Raw genomic sequence first — 19,866 nt, 5'->3', positions numbered from 1 at the left:
GCGCCGCCGGAACCGCACGAACGCGGGGGCTTTCGCCGCCGGAATCGGGTATCAACGAAAGGGACGACGGAGGTGGGTCATGGGGAACCCGTTCGAGGAAATGCGTCCGGTGGAGGAACTGGTCGACGGTGGGGCGACCGCAGTACGCGCGGCGGTGCTGCGCAAGGCGACCGAGGCGGTGGTCGCGAACGCCCGCGACGCGACGGATTGCCGGATGCTGCTGGAGATGCTGGGGCTGCATTCCGACCGGTCGGCGCGGAGGGACGACGAAGCCGCCTGAACCGCGGTCACCTGGGGTTCAGCGTCGCGGCAGCACGCAGAATTCGTTCTCTTCCGGGTCGGCCATGACCACCCAGGGGTCCGCCTCGGGATCTTCGAGGACCTTCGCGCCGAGTGACACGAGCCGGGCGACCTCCTCGCGCTGCTCGAGTTCGGTGGGCGCGATGTCGAGGTGCAGCCGGTTCTTGCCCGACTTCCCCTCGGGGACGGGCTGGAAGAGCAGGCTCGGTACGTCGGGGCTTTTCAGCTCGACGTAGGTCGCCCCGTGGCCGTCGGTCCACCGTTCGGTCTCGGGGTAGCCGAGTGCTTCCTTCCAGAACGCGGCCAGTGCTTCGGCCTCACGGCAGTCGACGGCGACGGCGAGCATCCGGGTTCGCATGGATCCACGGTGGCACGGAACGGCGAGGTTTGCCGGATGCGCGGACGGGCATCCGGCGGGCAACAGAGACACTCGCCGAAGGGAGCACCATGAAGGCCGTCACCTGGCACGGGAAACGCGATGTCCGGGTCGACACCGTCCCGGATCCGAAACTGGTCGAACCGACCGACGCCATCGTGCGGATCACCTCGACCGGTATCTGCGGTTCCGACCTGCACCTTTACGAGGTACTCGGCGCCTTCATCGACGAGGGCGACATCCTCGGGCACGAGCCCATGGGTGTCGTCGAAGAGGTCGGGTCCGGGGTGACGAACCTGAAACCCGGCGACCGCGTCGTGATCCCCTTCAACATCTCCTGCGGCCACTGCTTCATGTGCGACCGCGGCCTCCAGTCACAGTGCGAGACCACGCAGGTCACCGACCGCGGCAAGGGCGCGGCGCTGCTCGGCTACACCAAGCTCTACGGCCAGGTCCCGGGCGGCCAGGCCGAGTACCTGCGCGTCCCGCAGGCCCACTACGGCCCGATCAAGGTGCCGGACGGCCCGCCGGACGAGCGGTTCGTGTACCTCTCCGACGTCGTGCCGACGGCTTGGCAGGCCGTCGACTACGCGAACATCCCGGAAGGCGGCACGGTCGTGGTCTTCGGGCTGGGCCCGATCGGCCAGTTCTCCTGCCGGATCGCGAAACACCGGGGCGCGGGCAAGGTGATCGGCATCGACCTGGTGCCGGAACGGCTCGCGAAGGCCGCCGCGGCCGGCGTCGTCACCTACGACACGCGTGAGCACAAGTATCTCGGTGACGTCATCCGCGAGGCCACTGGCGGCCGGGGCGCGGATTCGGTGATCGACGCCGTCGGGATGGAGGCGCACGGCGCCCCGGTCGGGCGGCTGGCGCAGAACCTCGTCGGTCTCCTGCCCGATCCGATCGGCGCGAAGATCACCGAGAAGGCCGCGATCGACCGGCTGAGCGTGCTGTACGCGGCCATCGACTGCGTCCGGCGCGGCGGGACGATCTCGCTGAGCGGCGTCTACGGCGGCATGGTCGACCCGCTGCCGATGATGGAGCTGTTCGACAAGCAGATCACCCTGCGGATGGGGCAGGCCAACGTCCGGCGCTGGCTCGACGACATCATGCCGCTGATCACCGACCCCGCCGACCCGCTCGGCGTCGAGGGTTTCGCGACGCACAAGCTCCCGCTGTCGGAGGCGCCGCACGCCTACGAGATCTTCCAGAAGAAACAGGACGGCGCGGTCAAGATCCTGCTGGAGCCGTCGGCGGCTTGAGGTGTCGGCTCGCGGATGGCGGGTATCCGGTGTTCGGATCCTGACGAAAGGAGCGATGCGATGACCACGGCACGAGAGATCATGACCGCGGGCGCGACCTGCGTGTCCGCGTCGGAAACCGTGCTCGACGCGGCGAAGAAGATGGCCGCCGAGTCCGTCGGCGCGGTCCCCATCTGCGGCGAGGACGGCAAGCTCAAGGGCATGCTGACCGACCGCGACATCGTGGTGAAGGTACTCGCCGAAGGCAAGGACCCGAGGGCGCTGCACGCCTCGGAACTCGCTCAGGGCGAGGCGGTGACGATCGGCGCGGACGACGACGCCGAGGAGATCATGCGCACCATGGCGAACCACAAGGTCCGGCGCCTGCCGGTGATCGACGGCCACAAGCTCGTCGGCATCGTGGCACAGGCCGACGTGGCGAGGGCCCTGCCCAACCCGGACAGCGGCGAACTGGTGGAAGCACTGTCCTACGACTGACCCGCCATACTCCTTCGGTGGCGTTCTTCGACATCGAAGGCTATGAACCCGTGTGGCTCTCCGGACTCGAGACGATCCGGAGAGCCCACGGGGATCGTCTGCGCGCGCTGGTGGGTGAACGGCTCCAGCGCGTCCACCTCACTTGGTTCGTCGAGTACGGCGAGTGGCTCTCGGACGCGCCCGTGGTGGTGGACTTCGGTGCCGAACGGCTGGAGATCACGCACTGGAAGTTCGACGAGCTTTCCCTGACCTGGAACACGATCGACCCGTACGGCAGGCCAGGCTGGGACTGGGGCGACCCGGCCGAGCCCAGCCCGCTCCGGTGGCGGCAGGACATCCATCCGGAACTGTCCGCTTTGGAGGGTCAGGTGCTCCAAGACGTCGAACTGCTCGACTGCGCGACGCGGGACATGGCGAACGGCATGGTCGCGCTCGGGTTCGTCTTCCCGCGAGGCCGGTTCACTGTCTTCAACGCCTTGGACGAGAACGGGATCGAGTTCGCCGAACCGGACTCGTCCTACCAGCGGCATTCCCTGGCGGGCTGACGACGGGGGGCGCATTCCCGTCGGCCCAGTGGTGTTCCCGACACTCTTCACCCCGTCGAGGCATGGGCGGAGCTGATCGACTCTGTGCCAAGGTGAAGAGCGGAACAACCCAAGAGCCCAGGTGGTGACCCCGGATGGCACTGAAGATCGGTTACAAGGCGTCGGCCGAGCAATTCGGCCCGCGCGACCTCGTCGAGTACTCCGTGCTCGCCGAGCAGGTCGGGCTGGACAGCGTGATGGTCAGCGACCATTTCCAGCCCTGGCGGCACCAGGGCGGGCACGCGCCGTTCTCCTTCGCGTGGATGGCGGCGGTCGGCGAGCGCACCGAGCGGGTCGTGCTCGGCACCAGCGTGCTGACGGCGACCTTCCGCTACAACCCGGCCGTGGTGGCACAGGCGTTCGGCACCCTCGGCAGCCTGTACCCGGGCCGGGTGCTGCTCGGTGTCGGCAGCGGGGAGGCCCTCAACGAGGTCGCGGTCGCCCGGATCGAGTGGCCGGCGTTCAAGGAGCGGTTCGCGCGGCTGCGCGAGGCGATCGAGCTGATGCGCAAGCTGTGGTCCGAGGAGCGCGTCACGTTCGAGGGCGAGTACTTCCAGACCACGGACGCCACCGTGTACGACCGCCCCGAGGGCGGCGTGCCGATCTACATCGCGGCCGGTGGCCCCGTGATGGCGAAGTACGTCGGCAAGCAGGGTGACGGCTTCATCTGCACCAGCGGCAAGGGCATGGAGCTCTACACCGAGAAGCTGTTGCCCGCGGTCGCGGAAGGCGCGGAGCAGGTCGGCCGCAGCACCGGCGACATCGACAAGATGATCGAGATCAAGCTGTCCTACGACCCGGATCCGGCGCAGGCGCTGGAGAACACCCGGTTCTGGGCGCCGCTCTCGCTGACGCCGGAGCAGAAGGCCGGTATCGAGGACCCGGCGGAGATGGAGAAGGCCGCGGACGCGCTGCCGATCGAGCAGGTCGCCCGCCGCTGGATCGTCACTTCCGACCCGGCGGACGCCGTCGAGCAGATCAAGCCGTACGTCGAGGCGGGCTTCGACCACCTCGTCTTCCACGGTCCCGGCCACGACCAGGAGCGGTTCCTGCGCTCGTTCTCCGAACAGGTCGTCCCGGGCCTCCGCGAACTCGGCTGACCCGGTGCGGACGGCGGCATCGCGGGAGGCGGTGCCGCCACAGGGGTTTCAGACCGGTCAGGACTCGGTGACGAGCTTGCCGATCTCCTGGTCGAAGTCGAACCATTCCGGCTCCGAGCCGGCGGGCACGACGTCGTAGGTGCGGTCGAGGAACTCGGCCAGTTCCTGCGCCGGGGCTTCGAGGACCGCACAGCCGTCGGGCGCGCTGAGAGCGAAGACCACGATCGAGGTGTCGTCGGCCGGGCTGATGATCACGTCGCCTTCACCCGATGGGGTGAGGAGCCCGTCCGCGAGGAGGTCGCGGCCGAACATCCAGCGCACCGTCCCGCCGCCCGAGTGGTAGGCCACCACGACGGCGTAAGGGTCTTCGGGGTCGTATTCGAGGTCGGCCCGCACGGGGAGCGGGTCCGCACCGAAAGTGCGCAGGCCGAAGACGATCGTCCCCCGGATGAGGTCGCTTTCCCTGTCCACTGCTTCAGCCCCTTACGTTCGGTTGCTGTTGATCTTCAGCTATGGATAACGCAATGTGAAGCCTTTTCGTGACCCGAGTTGACAAGGTTCACACGTTCGGCTGAGAGCTGCGTCTCACGTGCTCACGCACCGTCTTCGGTGGGCACGTGGGGTAAGCAAGCGAAAATGGGCGATCGTCCGTGCAAAAGAAAGAGACTTCGCACGTGCATATTCCGGTGAAGGAAATGGGCAACCATTTGGCGGAGTGAATCGGTATTCCGGCCGGTTTAGCATCGGCACGCGTCGTTCAAATGTTTCCAGGAGACCGGCGTGCTCCGTCCTGGACCTCGACGAGCTTGGCCGTTGCGGATCAGGAGGAGTGGTAATGGGTGTACGAATCACCGTCGTCATTTCCCGGGAAGAGCTCGCGCGGCGGGACGCGGTTCCCGGGTCGCGCGGGCGGGAGGCGACCCGACGTGTCCCGCCTCCGCCGGGTTTCGGTACCGCGCCCTCGGTGCCGCGTGTCGAGGGCCGCCGTCGTGATTGACCGGCTCCCGCTGCGCGTCGGGCAGGCCGACATCGACCGGCTGGAGGGCGTCATCGCCGCGCTCCGGGCGCGTGACTACCGGGAAGGCGGCGGGTCCTGCCGGGAACTGCTGCGTGTGCTCGAGCCATACGGTGCCGCGCTGCGGCGCGGGACGATGCCCGACCCGCTGGCCCGGCGGCTGGCCGGTGTGGTCGCGGATCTGCACAACCTCAGGGGCTGGACGGAATTCGACTCGGGCCGTCCCGCGCGGGCGGAGCGGCACTTCCGTCGCGCGCTCGACCTCGCGGCGGAGGCGGGCGACGACGACCTCCTCGCCAACGTCCGCTACCGGCTCGGCCGGATGTACCTGCACCACCGGTCGCCGTCGGAGGCGCTCGACCAGTTCGGCCAGGGGCAGGTCGCGGCCCGCCGCGCCGGACGGCCGCTGTCGCAGGCGATCCTGTCGGCGAACGAGGCGTGGGCCTACGCGCTGCTCGGTGACGTCCGCCAGGCGCTCGACAAGCTTTCCCTTGCCCCGGAACAATTCGCGGACTCCGCAGGCGACGCCGTCCCGTCGTGGTCGGCCTTCTTCACGGCCAACGACCTGGCCGCGATGATCGGCACGGTGCGCACCGAACTCGCCAGGCTCGTCGACGTCCGCCACAGCCGGAAGGCCATTCCCGCGCTCACCGAGGCCATCGAGGGCTACGGGCCGGACATGGTGCGCAGCCGGTCGCTGACGATGATCTGGCTCGCGGTCGACCACGCGCTGGAGGGCGATCTCGACCGGGCGGCGGAGGTCGGTCTCGCCGCGATGGACATCGCGGACGGAATCCGTTCCGCACGGACGCGAGATCGTTTACGGCCACTGTCGGAAAGCGTGCGGAAGCGGGTGGGCGACATTAACGCGCGAGATATCCTTGACCGGATCGCAACATTTCGGGCCAGTGCCTGAGCGCCGGAGAATGGGTGTGGGAATGACCGGATCAATTTCGCCGGGCGTAGGCTCGCCGGTATGAAACGGACTTCGTTCGCGCAGTGGCCGTGTTCGATCGCGCGCACCATGGACCTGCTCGGCGACTGGTGGACGCCGCTGGTCCTGCGGGAGGCGTTCTACGGGATCCGCAGGTTCGACGAGTTCCAGCAGCAGCTCGGCATCGCGCGGAACACCCTCGCCGACCGGCTGCGTCGCCTGGTCGCGGAAGGGTTGCTGGAAAAGCGCGCCTACCAGGCCGACCCCGTCCGTTACGACTACGTGCTGACCGAGAAGGGCTCGGATTTCTACGGGGTGCTCGCCGCCATGACCCGCTGGGGCGACCGCTGGCTCTCCGGGGACGACGGGCCGCCGGTCACCCTCCATCACGAGACCTGCGGGCACGACACCCACGCGGAGGTCGTCTGCGCGCACTGCGCCCGGCCGCTCACCGCGGAGAACACGCGGGCGCGGCTCGGCGCGGGCTACCCGCCCAAGCTCGCGAGCCGTCCCGACGTCGTACGCCGGTTCGCCGCGCAGGAGGGTTTGACAACGTAAGTCCATCTACGCAACTATCGAGGTCACGGGCATGGAAGGGTGACCACGATGGAGTGGACGGGCGCCAAGTACGCCGATAAGCCGACGGTCGAGGTGCAGGCGTGGGTCGACGCCGCCCCGGAGCGGGTCTGGTCGATCGTGTCCGACGTGCGGCTGATGCCGGAAATGAGCCAGGAGCTGCAATCGGCCGACTGGTGCGACGGCGCGGCCGGTGAAGCGACGGTCGGCAGGCGGTTCGTCGGCCACAGCAGGCACGATTCGTTCGGCGAATGGCAGACGACGTCGTATGTCGTCGAATGCGAGGCGCCGCGTGTCTTCGCCTGGGCGGTGCAGGATCCCGAAACGCCGACCGCGGTGTGGCGCTTCACGCTGGAACCCGAGAACGGCGGGACGAAGCTCCGGCAGTGGATGCAGATGGGGCCGGGACGGTCGGGTCTCTCGCTGGCCATCGACCAGATGCCGGACAAGGAGGAGAAGATCGTCTTCGTCCGGCTGCGCGAGTTCGAGAACGCGATGACCGGGACCCTCACCGCGATCAAGGAGCGCGCCGAGGCGGACGGCGCGTGATGCGGACGGCGACCACGATCGAGGTCTCGCGTGGCCCACGGGAGACGCTGGATTTCGTGCTGGAGGCGGAAAAGCTCGGCCTCGACGAGTGCTGGGTCGCCGAGGCGTGGGGTTCGGACGCGCCGTCCGTGCTCGGCTATCTCGCGGCGCGGACCGAGCGGATCCGGCTCGGCTCGGGCATCATCCAGCTCGGCACCCGGACCCCGGTGGCGATCGCGCAGACCGCGCTGACCCTCTCGGAGCTCTCCGGAGGCCGGTTCGTCCTCGGGCTCGGCGCATCGGGGCCACAGGTGATCGAGGGACTCCACGGGGTTCCGTTCGCCCGGCCGCTGACCCGGATGCGGGAAACGGTCGCGATCATCCGCCAGGCGTTCGCGGGCGAGAAGATCTCGTTCTCCGGCAAGGAGTTCGAGATCCCGCTGCCGGGCGAGAGCAGGCCGATGCGGCTGTCGGCGGCGGCGAATCCGGATATCCCGATTTACCTGGCCACGCTCTCGCCGAAGCTGCTGGAGCTGACCGGCGAGATCGCGGACGGCTGGCTGGGCACCAGTTTCGTCCCCGAGGGGGCGCAGGCCTACTTTTCGCATCTCGACGCAGGTCTCGCGAAAGCCGGCCGAACGCGGGCGGACCTCGAAGTCTGCCAAGGCGCCGAGGTCGCCTTCGCCACGGACGAGGCCGAGTTGCGCGGGATGGTCGCGGGCCGCAAGGCCGAACTCGCGTTCAGCCTCGGCGGGATGGGTTCGGCGAAGACGAACTTCTACAACAACGCCTACAGCAGGCAAGGCTGGGCAGAGGCGGCCGCTGCGGTGCGGGAGCGCTGGCAGGCGGGCGACCGGGAAGGCGCCGCCGCACTGGTGACCGACGAGATGGTGCTCGGCACGACGCTGATCGGCACCGAACCGATGGTCGCCGAACGGCTGCGCGTCTGGCAGGACGCCGGCGTCGACACGGTCCGGCTGTACCCGGCGGGGGAGACGGTCGCCGACCGGCTCGCCACCCTCGGCCGCGCGCTGGAGCTGGTCCGCGCGTTGGGCTGAATGTCCGCGCCGGTTGAGGTGACCGGCCGAGCGTGGCGGGTGCCGCCTGCTCCAAGCGGGTAGAACTTGTTTCACTTTTGCCGCCCGTCCGGAGAACATGACCTCGCTCGATCCCCACGCGAGGAGGATTCATGGGTCCCGATTCCGGTCTGTCCCGGCGCCAGGTCCTGCTCGGCACCGGGCTCGCGCTCGCTTCGGGACTGCCGCTGGGCGGGACGGCTTCGGCCGCCTCCGCGGTGCTCGGCGAGTACGACGTCGTCGTGGTCGGGGCCGGCGCGGCGGGGATGACCGCCGCGCTGACCGCGGCGAAACGCGGGCTCAGCTGCGTGGTGCTGGAGAAGGCGGCGAAGTTCGGTGGTTCGGCCGCCCGGTCCGGGGCGGGGATCTGGATTCCGTGCAATCCGGTGCTGGCCGAGGCCGGCGTCCGCGACACCCCGGAACAGGCCGCACGGTACTTGGCCGCCGTGGTCGGCCCGTCGATCCCCGCCTCGCGTCAGCAGGCGTTCCTCGCCAACGGTCCGGCGATGTTGTCGTTCGTGATGGCCAACAGCCCGCTGCGGTTCCGCTGGATGGAGGGCTACAGCGACTACTACCCGGAGCTGCCCGGCGGGATGCCCGGCGGCCGCTCGATCGAGCCCGACCAGCTCGACGGCAACATCCTCGGCGCCGAACTGGCCAATCTGAACCCGCCCTATCTCGCCACGCCCGCGGGGATGGTCGTCTTCAGCGCCGACTACAAATGGCTCGCGCTGGCCGCGGTCAACCCGAAGGGCGCCGCGGTGGCGGCCGCCTGCCTCGCGCGCGGCACGGCCGCCGCCCTGGCCGGGCAGAAACCGCTCACCATGGGCCAATCGCTGGCGGCGGGACTGCGGGCCGGATTGCAGCGCGCCGGGGTCCCGGTCTGGCTGAACACGCCGTTGACCGATCTCGTCATCGAGAACGGGAAGGTCACCGGGGTGACCGTCGCGGCAGGCGTGGTGAAGGCCCGGCGCGGCGTCATCGTCGGCTCCGGCGGTTTCGAGCACAACGCCGCCATGCGGGCGGAATACCAGCGCCAGCCGATCGGTACACAATGGACGGTCGGGGCCCGGTCGAACACCGGGGACGGGATCCTGGCGGGGAAACGTGCCGGAGCGGCACTGGACCTGATGGACGACGCCTGGTGGGGACCGGCCATTCCGCTCCCCGGCGAACCGTACTTCTGTCTCGCCGAACGGACCCTGCCCGGCGGGCTGATGGTGGACGCGGCTGGCAAGCGCTTCGTCAACGAAGCGGCGCCCTACAGCGACGTCGTGCACACGATGTACGACCGGAATCCGACGTCGCCCACCATTCCCGCGTGGCTGGTCGTCGACCAGCACTACCGCAACCGGTATCTCTTCCGCGACGTCGCGCCGCTGTTGCCGTTTCCCGACGAGTGGTACTCGGCGGGAGCGGTCAAGAAGGCGTGGACCGTGGAGTCGCTCGGCAGCGCGATCGGTGTCCCGCCGCAGGCGTTGCGCGCCACGGTCAACCGGTTCAACGGCCAGGCACTGTCCGGTGTGGACAGTGATTTCCGCAGGGGCGCCAGCGCTTACGACCACTACTACACCGACCCGTACGTCCTGCCGAACTCGTGCCTCGCACCTTTGTGGGAGCCGCCCTTCTACGCGTTCAAGATCGTCCCGGGCGACCTCGGAACCAAGGGCGGAATGCGCACCGACGCGCGGGCGCGGGTCCTGCGGGCGGACGGCTCGGTGATCCCTGGCCTGTACGCCGCCGGGAACGCCAGCGCGGCGGTGATGGGCAACAGTTACGCGGGGGCCGGATCGACGATCGGCCCGGCGATGACCTTCGGGTATGTCGCGGCGAACGATCTCGCGAATCAGCCGGGCTGAGCCTTCAGCCGTGAAACGGCGATGACGAGCACGAAAGCGGCGAGCGCGGCGACGGTCCGGATGACGTTGTAGGTCTCCCACTGATCGAGGATCGCCGCGTGGTCGGCCGGTGCCGACGTGACCGCCCAGACCTTGATCCGGCCGTTGATGGGCACGTTCCCGAAGCGGGTGACCAGGAACGACGTCACGACCAGTGCCGCGGCCACGCCGGCCAGCTGCCGCGGCCGCCCTCGGCTCAAGACGGCGAGCGCGAGGGAGCTGATCGCCGCGAGCGCCATCGCGGACTGCATGACGACGCCGTTCCGCTGCATCAGCGCCGTGTGGAAGGTCAGCCGCACGTCGAGCGGGACGACGTCGAACGTGGCCGCGACGTTGACCACGCCGTAGCCGAACGCCCCCGCGAGCAGACCTGTCGACAAAAGGGCGACACCGGTGGCGAGCTCCGACCTTACCTTTGACATGCTGTCAAACATAGTGACCTGGGTTAAGGTTGACAACATGTCCGAGCTAGCCGAGGGGCGGCAGCGGCGACGGCGGACCGACGCCGATCGCAGTGTCGCTTCGATCCTCGCCGCGGCCAAGGAAGTCCTTGGCGCACAAGCCCATGCGAGCGTCGAGGACATCGCGAGAGCGGCCGGGGTGAGCAGGCAGACCGTCTATGCGCATTTCAAGACCCGTGAGGCGCTTCTGAGCGCGGTGATCGACGTGGTCTCCGAGGAGGCCGCGAACGAGATGGACGCCGCGCGGCTCGACGAGGGGCCCGCCGCCGACGCCATGCTCCGCCTGCTCGACGTCGGCTGGCGGATGTTCCGGCGCTACCCGCGGCTGCCCGCCGGCGCCGCCGAGGAGAACGACCCCGAAGCCGACCGGGAACGTCATACGGCGGTGGCCGATCACCTGGACCGGCTCCTCACCCGGGGAAAGGAGTCGGGGGAGTTCGATCGGGAACTGGCGAATCCCTGGCTCGTCAACGCGATCGTGGCGCTCGGCCACGCCGCCGGCCACGCCGTGGACGCGAAGCAGCTGACGCTCGAAGACGGCGTCGAAGCGCTCGGCGAGAGCGTGCTGCGGCTCTGTGGTGTCGCTCGGCGGGACTGACGGACACGGAACGGCCCGAAGCGCTCACAGCCGGTTCCGCACCCGTTAAGGTGGGGCGTTCACGTGGCATCAAGGGCTGGGGGGTCCGCCATGATCATCAAACGTGCCTATCACCACGGGGATCTTCGTCGTGCGCTCGTCCTCGCCGCACGGGAACTCCTCGTCGAACGAGGTCCGGAGGGAGTGAGTCTGCGCGCGGCGGTCGCGAAGGTGGGTGCGTCCACCGCGGCGCCGTACCGGCATTTCCGCGACAAGGACGCGCTGCTGGTGGCGGTCGCGCTGGAGGGGCACGCCGAAGTGCAGGACCGTCTGCGGGCCTGCGGCGCCGGGACGGTGACCGCGCTCGGACGGTCCTACCTCGGCTTCGCCCTGGAGAATCCGGCGCTGTACCGCTTGATGGCGGGCGCCGGGATCGGTGACCGCGCCGCGTATCCGGAACTGGCCGAGGCGCACCGGGTGACCTGTGCGGTGCTGGCCGACGGGGTGGGGGAGCGGAACGATCCGGGTGGTTTCGCCGTCACGCTCTGGTGCCTGCTCCACGGGCTGGCCACGCTCGTGATCGACGGTCACGTCGAGCGCGAGGCCGCGGTCGCCGAGGTCGAGCGCAGCCTGGGGCTCTTGGCCGGTGCCCAGGGCTGAAGTCGTGGGTGGCCCGGGCCACCCACGACCCCGGTTCAGCCGATGGACGGGATGAAGGTCGGCAGCCGCCGGACCTTCGTGTCCTGTTCGAAGGCGTAGGCGATGGCCAGCAGCGACGGTTCGCTGAACCGTCCGCCCATGATCGACAGCCCCAGCGGCAACGGTCCGGCGTACGCCATCGGAACGGTCATGTTGGCGTAGCCCGACACGGCCGCCGGGCCGGACGAGTCGATCAGGAGCGCGCCGTCACCGACACCGAGCTGCGTCTTCCACGCGGCGTTGTTCGTCGGCGCCACGATCGCGTCGAGCTTCTCGCCGCTCAGTGTTTCGTCGAGGCCCCGCCGGGCGGCGCTCGTCGCGGCTTCCCGCATGGCGCGGTACGCCGGATCGGTGAGATCGCCGGTGGTGGCCTGCGATCGGTCCCACAGGTTGTGGGTCCAGTACGGCATTTCGACCGCCGCGTTGTCCAGGTTGTACTGGATCAGCCCCGCCAGGTCGGCGGGATGCTTTCCGCCGGTGGAAGCGAGATAGGCGTTGATGTCGTGCTTGAACTCGGTTCTGATCGCGGGGAACTCGTTGGCCGCGATCACGTCCAGATAGGGAATGGTGATCTCGACCGTGGTCGCGCCGAGCTTGCGCAGCCTGGTCAGCGCCTGGTCGAACGCCGCCTTCGTCGTGTCGTCCGGCGTGTAGACCTCGCGCCAGACGCCGATGCGCTTTCCGCGCAAAGCGTTGGGGCGCAGGAATCGCGTGTAGTCGTCGAGTGATTGCCGGGCGGCGTCGACGGTGATCGGGTCACGACGGTCGGCCCCGTTGAGGGCGGCGAGCAGGATCGCGGCGTCGACCACGTTGCGCGCCATCGGGCCCGCCGTGTCCTGCTGTTTCGACACCGGCACGATCCCGCTGCGGCTGACGAGCCCGAGGCTCGGCTTGACCCCGACGATGCCGTTGGCGCCGGAGGGACAGCTGATCGAACCGTCCGTCTCGGTCCCGACGGCGACGGTCGCCAGGTGCGCCGCGACGGCCACGCCCGGGCCGGACGACGAGCCGCACGGGTTGCGGTCGAGGACGTAGGGGTTGGCGGTCTGCCCGGCGAGCGGGCTCCAGCCGTTCGACGAACTGGTGGAGCGGTAACTCGACCACTCCGACAGGTTGGCCTTGCCGAGGATGACCGCCCCGGCCTCGCGCAGGTTTTCGACCACTCCGGCGTCCCGGTAGGGGCGGGATTCCAGCAGCGCCGTCGAGCCCGCCGTGGTCGGCTGCCGGTCCGCGGTGTCGATGTTGTCCTTGAGCAGCACCGGAATGCCGTCCATGGGGCCCTTCGACCGGTGCCGGAGCCGCCGCACGTCGCTTTCCGCGGCCAGCCGCAGCGCGTCCGGGTTCGTGCTGAGGACCGCGTGGAGCGTCGGGTTCAGCTTGCGGATCCGCTGCAGGTAGAAGGCGGTCAGCTCGACCGAGGACAGCCGCCCGGAGCGCATCGCCCGCTGCAGGTCGGGGATCGTCGCCCGCTCCAGGTCGATCCCGGCCACCACGGGGCGGCCGGAGGGTCCCGTGGCCCACGCCGGGACGGCCGTGGTGGCCGACGCCGCCGACGCCATGACGAGAAACGCGGCCACGGCCACGCCGCGCCTTCTCCAGGAATGTCTTTTCAAGGAATTCCCTCCTGTTCGAAAGAATTCCTGAACAGTACGGGTGGCACTCGGTTTCGGAAGCACCTCGAAAAAACGGTGAACGGTGATTTGATCGCCGCGTGACCGCCGGTCCGGTAGGCGCTCGGTCACGCAAACAGTCTGTCCGCCAAGGGTGATCTTGATTTCGGCACTGGGTGCCGCCGGTCGTGGACGCACGGTGAGGCGATAGTGGTGATTCCGTCGGAAATATTCCGCCTGATCTCGGCGGGGTATCCGGTTCCGCGTTGATCGCGGATTGTTCGCGGTTCGCCGATCATCCCGCTCGGTTCTGCCGTGCGCATTCGGCGAGCGCGGCGCCGAAGGACCGTGCGGTGCTCGTCAGCCCGGCCACCGCGGAAGCCGGGTCGCGGCGCGCGGGCAGGACGGCGGCGAGTGCCGCGCCGACCCGGCCGTCCGGGGTCCTGATGCCGACGGCGGCGCAACAGAGTCCTTCCGTGATCGTCTCCGATTCGGCCGCGTATCCGGCTTCGCGGATCTCCAGCGCGTCCGAGTCCGGTTCGGCGAGCGCGGGGTGATGAGCGGCGAGGAGCCGCCCGGCGGCGGTCCCCGGCGGAAGCGGGCGGCCCGGCCACACGGGGACGTCGTCGGCGGGGAGGACGGCGCCCGCGGCGACCAGCGCGCGACCTTCCCTCGGGACCACGAGCACCAGGCTCGCGCGCATCCGCGCCGAAAGTGACGGCAGCCGTTCCTTGGCCAGGTCCCGGAGTTCGGGCTGCCAGAACCGCCCGAGGCGGAACACCCGCGAGCCGATCCGGTAGCCGCGGCCCGCCCGCTCGACCGCGCCGAGGTCGGCCAGCTGGTCCAGAAGCCGGTGCGCGGTGGTCTTCGGCAGCCCGGTGGCCCGCACGAGCTGGGTCAGCCCGGCCTGCCCGCCTTGTTCGTCGAGTGCTTCGAGCAACGCGAACGCGCCTTCGAGCACGCCGCGTCCGCCGAGGGGTTCCCGCATCGCCGCCCTTTCCCGGAAAAAGGTCACACCGGAGAAGTAAAGTGCGCCCCCGGCAGGCCGGGATACGAACTTTCGGGCAGCCGATGGGGTGGTGTTCCGCTGAACGGCCCATCCGCGGACGTGACCGACACCGCGCCGCGAACCACCCTGCCGGGTCCTGCCTCCCGGCGCGTTCCTGGCATGCTGGCAAGGTTCGCGCGAACATCACAGCTCCAGGGGGACGTCGATAATGGAGGAGATCCGCCGCCTCGCCGACCGGTTCGATCTCATCGAGCCCGTCGGCGGTGGCTCCATGGGCACCGTGTGGCGGGCGCGCGACGAGAACCTGGAGCGCACGGTCGCGGTCAAGGAACTCCTTCTGCCGCACGGAGCCGGTGAGGAGAAGGCCGACGAGGCCAAGAACCGCGCGCTGCGCGAAGCCCGCATCGCCGCGCGGCTGGTGCATCCGCACGCCATCACCGTCTTCGGCGTGATCGACGAGCAGGACCGCCCGTGGATCATCATGGAGTACCTGCCCTCGACCAGTCTCGCGGACAAACTGCGCGAAGGGCCGATGGAGGTCGACGACGTCATCCGCCTCGGCATCCAGCTGTGCTCGGCGCTGGCGGCCGCGCATCGGGCGGGCATCGTCCACCGCGACATCAAGCCCGGCAACGTCCTGCTCGGTGAGGACGACACCGTCAAGATCACCGACTTCGGGATCTCGCGGGCGATGGGCGACGTCCAGCTCACCGCGACTGGCGAGATCTCCGGAACACCGGCGTTCCTGGCGCCGGAGGTGGCCCGCGGCGAGGACGCCACGTCCGCCTCGGACGTGTTCTCGCTCGGCGCGACGCTGTACACCGCACTCGAAGGCGGCACGCCGTACGGCACGGCCGAGAACCCGATCGCATTGCTGTACCGCGCGTCGAGCGGCGAGATCACCCCGCCGACCAAGTCGGGGATCCTGACGCCGCTGCTGAACCGGCTCCTCGACGTCCGGCCGGACAGCAGGCCGACGATGGCCGAGACCGAGCGGGAGCTGCGGGCGCTCGCGGCGGGGGAGCCGACGACGCTCGTCGCCGAAGAACCGCCGCCGAAGGCGCGCAGGGGAATGCTGATCGGCGTGATCGCCGTGTTCCTCGTGCTCGCGGCGGCCGCCGCCGCGGCCGTGGTCGTGGTGCTCAGCCGCGAGGACGAGACCCCGTCCGGCCAGGCGCCGCCGCCGGCCTCACAGTCGCAGCCCGCCGTCCCGACCACGTCGGAGCCGGTCGCGCCGCCGCCGTCGCCGTCTTCCGCGCCGCCTTCGACACCGTCTTCGTCCTCCTCGTCCGCGTCGCCTCCGGCGCAGACGCCAGGGGCGGCGCTCGCGGCGTACTACTCGCTCATCCCGGGGAACCTCCAGGCCGGGTTCGCGACGCTGACCGACAACTTCAAGCAGAAGAGGAACCAGAGCTTCGAGCGGTATTCGAACTACTGGAAGCAGTTCAGCGCGGTGACCGTGTCGAACGTGACCGAATCCGGCACCACGGTGTCGGCGACGCTCACCTACGTGCGTGCCTCCGGCGGGACCACGACGGAGCGGGAGACCTTCGTCCTGGTCGAGCAGGGCGGCCGGTACCTCATCGACTCCCAGCGGGCAGGCTGAGCTTCCCGGCGAGGCGCTGGAGCCAGGCCTCGACCTCTTCGGGGGAGCGGTCCGGGAGACCGAAGATCGTCTCGGTGACCCCGGCCGCCTCCAGCTCGGCCAGGTTCTCCGGATCCGGGCGGACGCCGAGCGCCGAGATCTCCGGTTCGCCGGTGCGGCCCTCGTCGCGCCAGATCTCGCGTAGCCGCCGGGCTTTGTCCTCGATGTCGGTGTCGCCGGGTGTGGTGAGCCAGCCGTCGGCCGACTTCGCGATCCAGCGGAACGTCTTCTCCGTCCCGCCGGCGCCGACGATCACGGGGATATGCGCTTGCGCCGGTTTCGGCCACGCCCAGCTGGCGCCGAACGACACGAACTCTCCCGCGTACGAAGCTTCGTCCTGTGTCCAGAGCGCGCGCATCGCTTCCAGGTACTCGCGCAGGACCGTCCGCCGTTTGCCGCCGGGGACGCCGTGGTCGGCCAGTTCGTCGACGTTCCAGCCGAAGCCGACGCCGAGGGTGACCCGCCCGGCCGAGAGGTGATCGAGGCTGGCGATCGTCTTCGCCAGCGTGATCGGATCGCTCTCGACCGGGAGGGCCACCGCCGTCGCGAGCCGGATCCGTGAGGTCACCGAGGCCGCCGTCGCCAGCGCGACCCACGGGTCCAGCGTGCGCAGGTAGCGGTCGTCGGGGAGCGACGAGTCGCCGGTGCGCGGATGCGGAGCCTCCCGTTTGACCGGGATATGCGTGTGTTCCGGCACGTGGAAGGTGTCGAAGCCCGCGGCTTCGGCCGCCCGCGCGGCGGCCGCCGGACTGATACCCCGGTCACTGGTGAACAGCACGATCCCATGTCTCACAGCCGGTCACGCTATTAGAACGTGTTTCAGTTCGCAACCGTGGTGCGTAGCGTGACCGGCAAGGCGTTCAGCCGCCAGGTGCCCGGGTCCGGGATCCGCAGGAGGCCGTCGGCGAGTGCGAGATCGGGGAACCTGCGCAGCAGTGCGGTCAGCGCGACCTCGACCTGAACCCGGGCCAGGGAAGCGCCAAGACAGAAGTGTGGCCCGTGGGCGAAGGCGAGATGCCAGGCGGGCCCCGCCGCCCGGCGGATGTCGAAGACGTCCGGGTCTCCGAAGGCCCGCGGGTCCCGGTTCGCCGCCGCGATCGCGACGGTAACAGGTTCTCCTTCGGGGATGAGGACGTCGCCGATCCGGACGTCCGTGGTGGCGAACCGGGGGATGGTCAGCAGCTGGGGGCTCTGCCAGCGCATCACTTCCTCGACCGCGCCGGGCATGAGCGCCGGGTCTTCGCGCAGCTCGGCCAGCTGCTCGGGGTGGGAGAGCAGGATTTCGACGGCGTTGGCGATGAGGTTGCCGGGCACCTGCCCGCCGAGCACGAGTTGCCAGACCAGGGCGACCAGTTCGGTTTCGCTGAGCCGGTCGCCGTCCTCGGCCTGGATCCGGAGCAGTTGCGAGACGACGTCCTCGCCGGCGTCGAGTTTCCGGTCCGCGATGGCGGCGAGCGCGCCCTCGACGATCCCGGGGACCGCTTTCGCGAGTCCCGCGCCGTCTCCTGCCGAGACCAGCGCGCCGTATTCGCGCCACCGCGGGCGGTCGGCCGCGGGGATGCCGACCAGTGCGCAGATCACGTCGACCGGCAGTGGCCGGGCGAAGGCGGTGACCAGGTCGATCCGGTCTTCCCCGGCGAGCTCGTCTAGGAGGTCGTCCACGAGCCGCTGGATCCCCGGGCGGAGGGCGGCGGCCTTGCGCGGGGTGAACGCGGGCGCGACGAGCCGCCGGAGCCGGAGGTGCTCCGGACCTTCGACCTCCTGCATCGTCCGCATGTACGGGCGGCAGTGGTCGGGGATGTCCATCCGCTGGTAGCTGTTCGCGCTCAGGGCGAACCGCGGGTCGCTCAGCATCTTCCGCGCCTCTTCGTGGCGCAGTACCGCCCACATGGAGAACCCGGGCGCGCTGAGTTTGGCGATCGGGGAGCGCTCGCGGGCCGGCCCGTAGGCGGTGAACGGGTCACGCAGGACCTCGGGGTCGGTCAGGAGGATCTCGGGAACGTCGGACAAGGTGGCTCTCCCAGTTCGGATGTTCAAGTCAGATGTTCTCATCATCTGAATGGTCAAGGTATCTTGATCCGGGTCCGAGGGCAACGTGCCGGCAGACGGGAGGCCGATGGTCCGGCTGAGCAGGGCGGAGACGCAGGAGCGCAACCGCGCGAAGGTGCTGGCCGCCGCGCGTGACGAGTTCGCGGAGCAGGGTTTCCGGGACGCCAAGATCGACGTCATCGCCGAGCGGGCGGAGCTCACCCGCGGCGCGGTCTACTCGAACTTCCCGGGAAAACGCGCGCTGTACTTCGCCGTCTTGGCCGAGCTGGCCGAACAGTCCGTGGGCGCGCCGCACGCGGCGCCCGGCGAGACGCTCGAGGGCGCGCTGGGCGCATTGGCCAGGTCGAGAGTGGCGGTGTTTCCGCTGGACGACGAGCAGGCAGGCCTCGCGCGCGACCTGATGCCGGAAGTGCTCGCGGACGAGCGCGTCCGGCTCCCGTTCGCTCAGCTGGTGAAGCTCAACGGGCTGCTGCTGGGGCTGGCGCTCGAGCGGCTCGACCCGCCGGAGCGGCCGCCGGGGTCGCCGATCCCGCGCCGGGTCCGGCTCGCGGAGACCGTGCTGACCACCCTGCACGGCGCCGGCCAGCTGGCGGCCGCCGCGCCGGGGTTCGTCGAACCCTTCGACGTCGTGAGCGCCTGCGAACGGCTGGCGGGGCTGGCCTTCAACGACTGGTGGGCGCCACCGGTGATCGCGCCCGTGGCGCAGGCGACCGACCGGCCGTGGTCACCGCCCGGGGCCGTCGACCTCGTGCGCGCCGAATCCTTCGTTCCCGGCGACGGGGTGGTCGCCGTCCTGGGCACGCATCGGCTGGCCGCCGCGGAAGAGGCGGTCCGGGCGTCCGGCGGCGATGTCACCGTCGTCGTCGTGACCAGTGAGCCCGCCGAGCTGGTGCCGTTGACCCGGCTGATCGTCGCGGAAGTGTGCGGTGGTCTGCGGCAGGCCTTCCCGGAACCGTCCTGGCCGCGGCTGCGCGTGGTGTGCGACGCGACCGGGACCCTGGCGGCGGCCGCGGGAGTGCTCGCGGTCAGTGACGAGACCGAGGTCGCGATCCGGGTCGAACGAGGCCGGATCGTCGCCACGGCGGACGGGCGCGGCGCGGGACACGCCGTCTCGGGCGAAGCGTCCCGTGTGGACAGCGCCTAGACGATGTCGGTGTGCCGGATCCGGTACACCTGCAGGCGAAGCCCGTAGTACTTGTCGGTCTCCCCGACCCAGATCATCCCGAGCCGTTTCGCGGTCGCGATGGCACGCACGTTGTTCGGCCGCGCGACGGCGAAGAGTTCGTCCGTGTCCTGGGTGAACGCCCAGCCGATCAGCGCGCGGGCGGCCTCGGAGGCGTAGCCCTCGCCCCACGCGTCCGGATGCAGCTGCCAGCTGATCTCCAGGTCCTCTTCGTACGGTGGCAGCAGGTGGATGCCCAGCCCGCCGACGACCGCGCCGTCCTCCTTGCGCTGCACCGCCCATCTCCCGCGCGGCGGCACGAGATTCGGCTGCGCCTGTTGCCAGGCCTGCAGAACCGAACGCATGGCCGCGGCGTCGGTCACCCGGTCCATCGCCGGGGTGAGCCACCGGGTCACGTCGGTGGTGCCGTAGATCGCCAGCGCGGCTTCGGCGTCGTCCTCGGACCACTCGCGGACGACGAGCCTTTCGGTGGTCAAGTCCATAACAGAACGTTACGCGCACCGG

At 69.8% G+C, this 19,866-nt stretch carries 23 protein-coding genes; 15 read left to right on the top strand and 8 right to left on the bottom strand.

Annotation, left to right across the window (positions count from 1 at the left end; all coding sequences use genetic code 11):
- Positions 1-79 precede the first annotated feature (79 nt).
- Positions 80-280 carry a hypothetical protein gene (locus tag DMH01_RS07785; protein WP_125674659.1) on the top strand — a complete coding sequence of 67 codons (201 nt, stop codon included), beginning with the start codon at positions 80-82 and terminating at the stop codon, positions 278-280.
- A gap of 18 nt (positions 281-298) precedes the next feature.
- On the opposite strand, the gene DMH01_RS07780 is transcribed toward DMH01_RS07785, so the two are convergent.
- Positions 299-658, bottom strand: a complete 360-nt coding sequence (locus tag DMH01_RS07780; protein WP_125674658.1) for a VOC family protein — start codon at positions 656-658, stop codon at positions 299-301.
- A gap of 89 nt (positions 659-747) precedes the next feature.
- Between DMH01_RS07780 and DMH01_RS07775 the strand changes: the two genes are divergently transcribed.
- The 4 genes from DMH01_RS07775 to fgd all read left to right on the top strand — a co-directional run bounded on the left by DMH01_RS07775 (position 748) and on the right by fgd (position 4,102).
- Positions 748-1,941, top strand: coding sequence for a zinc-dependent alcohol dehydrogenase (locus DMH01_RS07775; RefSeq protein ID WP_125674656.1), 1,194 nt, complete (start codon positions 748-750; stop codon positions 1,939-1,941).
- Between the two features lie 60 nt (positions 1,942-2,001).
- On the top strand, positions 2,002-2,418 hold the full coding sequence (locus DMH01_RS07770; protein ID WP_125674654.1) for a CBS domain-containing protein: 417 nt from the start codon (positions 2,002-2,004) through the stop codon (positions 2,416-2,418).
- A gap of 17 nt (positions 2,419-2,435) precedes the next feature.
- Entirely contained in the window at positions 2,436-2,963 is a 528-nt protein-coding gene (locus tag DMH01_RS07765) for a hypothetical protein (RefSeq protein ID WP_125674652.1), read from the top strand.
- A 134-nt stretch (positions 2,964-3,097) separates the two neighbouring features.
- Complete coding sequence (gene fgd, locus DMH01_RS07760; protein WP_125674650.1) at positions 3,098-4,102, top strand: glucose-6-phosphate dehydrogenase (coenzyme-F420); 1,005 nt, start codon at positions 3,098-3,100, stop codon at positions 4,100-4,102.
- Positions 4,103-4,159: 57 nt separating this feature from the next.
- Here the strand turns inward: fgd and DMH01_RS07755 are convergent, their stop codons facing one another.
- Complete coding sequence (locus DMH01_RS07755) at positions 4,160-4,573, bottom strand: SsgA family sporulation/cell division regulator (protein WP_125674648.1); 414 nt, start codon at positions 4,571-4,573, stop codon at positions 4,160-4,162.
- A gap of 364 nt (positions 4,574-4,937) precedes the next feature.
- Between DMH01_RS07755 and DMH01_RS42680 the strand changes: the two genes are divergently transcribed.
- From DMH01_RS42680 to kstD, 6 genes are all read left to right on the top strand, one after another.
- Positions 4,938-5,099 carry a hypothetical protein gene (locus DMH01_RS42680; RefSeq protein WP_158633197.1) on the top strand — a complete coding sequence of 54 codons (162 nt, stop codon included), beginning with the start codon at positions 4,938-4,940 and terminating at the stop codon, positions 5,097-5,099.
- A gap of 10 nt (positions 5,100-5,109) precedes the next feature.
- Positions 5,110-6,033, top strand: coding sequence for a tetratricopeptide repeat protein (locus DMH01_RS07750; RefSeq protein WP_125676580.1), 924 nt, complete (start codon positions 5,110-5,112; stop codon positions 6,031-6,033).
- Positions 6,034-6,093: 60 nt separating this feature from the next.
- Complete coding sequence (locus DMH01_RS07745) at positions 6,094-6,609, top strand: helix-turn-helix domain-containing protein (RefSeq protein ID WP_125674646.1); 516 nt, start codon at positions 6,094-6,096, stop codon at positions 6,607-6,609.
- Between the two features lie 48 nt (positions 6,610-6,657).
- Positions 6,658-7,176 carry an SRPBCC family protein gene (locus DMH01_RS07740; RefSeq protein WP_125674644.1) on the top strand — a complete coding sequence of 173 codons (519 nt, stop codon included), beginning with the start codon at positions 6,658-6,660 and terminating at the stop codon, positions 7,174-7,176.
- Positions 7,176-8,213: an LLM class flavin-dependent oxidoreductase gene (locus DMH01_RS07735; RefSeq protein ID WP_125674643.1), complete on the top strand. Its 1,038-nt coding sequence runs from the start codon at positions 7,176-7,178 to the stop codon at positions 8,211-8,213. The genes DMH01_RS07740 and DMH01_RS07735 overlap by 1 nt, the downstream gene beginning before the upstream one ends.
- A 131-nt stretch (positions 8,214-8,344) precedes the next feature.
- Complete coding sequence (gene kstD / locus DMH01_RS07730; RefSeq protein WP_125674641.1) at positions 8,345-10,090, top strand: 3-oxosteroid 1-dehydrogenase; 1,746 nt, start codon at positions 8,345-8,347, stop codon at positions 10,088-10,090.
- On the opposite strand, the gene DMH01_RS07725 is transcribed toward kstD, so the two are convergent.
- The gene (locus DMH01_RS07725) at positions 10,078-10,551 is read right to left on the bottom strand and encodes a DUF1772 domain-containing protein (protein WP_125674639.1); all 474 of its coding nucleotides are present in this window, start codon (positions 10,549-10,551) and stop codon (positions 10,078-10,080) included. The two genes, kstD and DMH01_RS07725, sit on opposite strands and share 13 nt — an antisense overlap.
- Positions 10,552-10,588: 37 nt before the next feature.
- Here DMH01_RS07725 and DMH01_RS07720 point away from each other — a divergent pair, with 37 nt between their 5' ends.
- Both DMH01_RS07720 and DMH01_RS07715 read left to right on the top strand, forming a co-directional pair.
- Positions 10,589-11,188 carry a TetR/AcrR family transcriptional regulator gene (locus DMH01_RS07720; RefSeq protein WP_125674637.1) on the top strand — a complete coding sequence of 200 codons (600 nt, stop codon included), beginning with the start codon at positions 10,589-10,591 and terminating at the stop codon, positions 11,186-11,188.
- Positions 11,189-11,278: 90 nt separating this feature from the next.
- Entirely contained in the window at positions 11,279-11,827 is a 549-nt protein-coding gene (locus DMH01_RS07715; RefSeq protein WP_125674635.1) for a TetR/AcrR family transcriptional regulator, read from the top strand.
- A 35-nt stretch (positions 11,828-11,862) separates the two neighbouring features.
- Here DMH01_RS07715 and DMH01_RS07710 read toward each other — a convergent pair whose 3' ends face one another.
- Positions 11,863-13,425 (bottom strand): amidase, encoded by a 1,563-nt coding sequence (locus DMH01_RS07710; protein WP_125676578.1) that lies wholly within the window; start codon positions 13,423-13,425, stop codon positions 11,863-11,865.
- A gap of 346 nt (positions 13,426-13,771) precedes the next feature.
- Positions 13,772-14,464: an IclR family transcriptional regulator gene (locus DMH01_RS07705; RefSeq protein ID WP_125674633.1), complete on the bottom strand. Its 693-nt coding sequence runs from the start codon at positions 14,462-14,464 to the stop codon at positions 13,772-13,774.
- Positions 14,465-14,693: 229 nt separating this feature from the next.
- Between DMH01_RS07705 and DMH01_RS07700 the strand changes: the two genes are divergently transcribed.
- Complete coding sequence (locus tag DMH01_RS07700) at positions 14,694-16,091, top strand: serine/threonine-protein kinase (RefSeq protein ID WP_125674631.1); 1,398 nt, start codon at positions 14,694-14,696, stop codon at positions 16,089-16,091.
- Here DMH01_RS07700 and DMH01_RS07695 read toward each other — a convergent pair.
- Positions 16,066-16,923 (bottom strand): LLM class F420-dependent oxidoreductase, encoded by an 858-nt coding sequence (locus DMH01_RS07695; protein ID WP_125674629.1) that lies wholly within the window; start codon positions 16,921-16,923, stop codon positions 16,066-16,068. The genes DMH01_RS07700 and DMH01_RS07695 overlap by 26 nt on opposite strands.
- 26 nt (positions 16,924-16,949) lie before the next feature.
- Complete coding sequence (locus DMH01_RS07690) at positions 16,950-18,140, bottom strand: cytochrome P450 (RefSeq protein ID WP_125674627.1); 1,191 nt, start codon at positions 18,138-18,140, stop codon at positions 16,950-16,952.
- 106 nt (positions 18,141-18,246) lie between these two features.
- Between DMH01_RS07690 and DMH01_RS07685 the strand changes: the two genes are divergently transcribed.
- A complete protein-coding gene (locus DMH01_RS07685) occupies positions 18,247-19,323 on the top strand; it encodes a TetR/AcrR family transcriptional regulator (protein WP_125674625.1) in 1,077 nt (358 codons plus the stop codon).
- On the opposite strand, the gene DMH01_RS07680 is transcribed toward DMH01_RS07685, so the two are convergent.
- Positions 19,320-19,844 (bottom strand): GNAT family N-acetyltransferase, encoded by a 525-nt coding sequence (locus tag DMH01_RS07680; RefSeq protein WP_125674624.1) that lies wholly within the window; start codon positions 19,842-19,844, stop codon positions 19,320-19,322. The genes DMH01_RS07685 and DMH01_RS07680 overlap by 4 nt on opposite strands.
- Positions 19,845-19,866 lie beyond the last annotated feature (22 nt).

The organism is Amycolatopsis sp. WAC 04182 (assembly GCF_003947465.1).
Classification (GTDB): domain Bacteria; phylum Actinomycetota; class Actinomycetes; order Mycobacteriales; family Pseudonocardiaceae; genus Amycolatopsis.
This window is presented reverse-complemented; position numbering and strand designations above follow the sequence as displayed.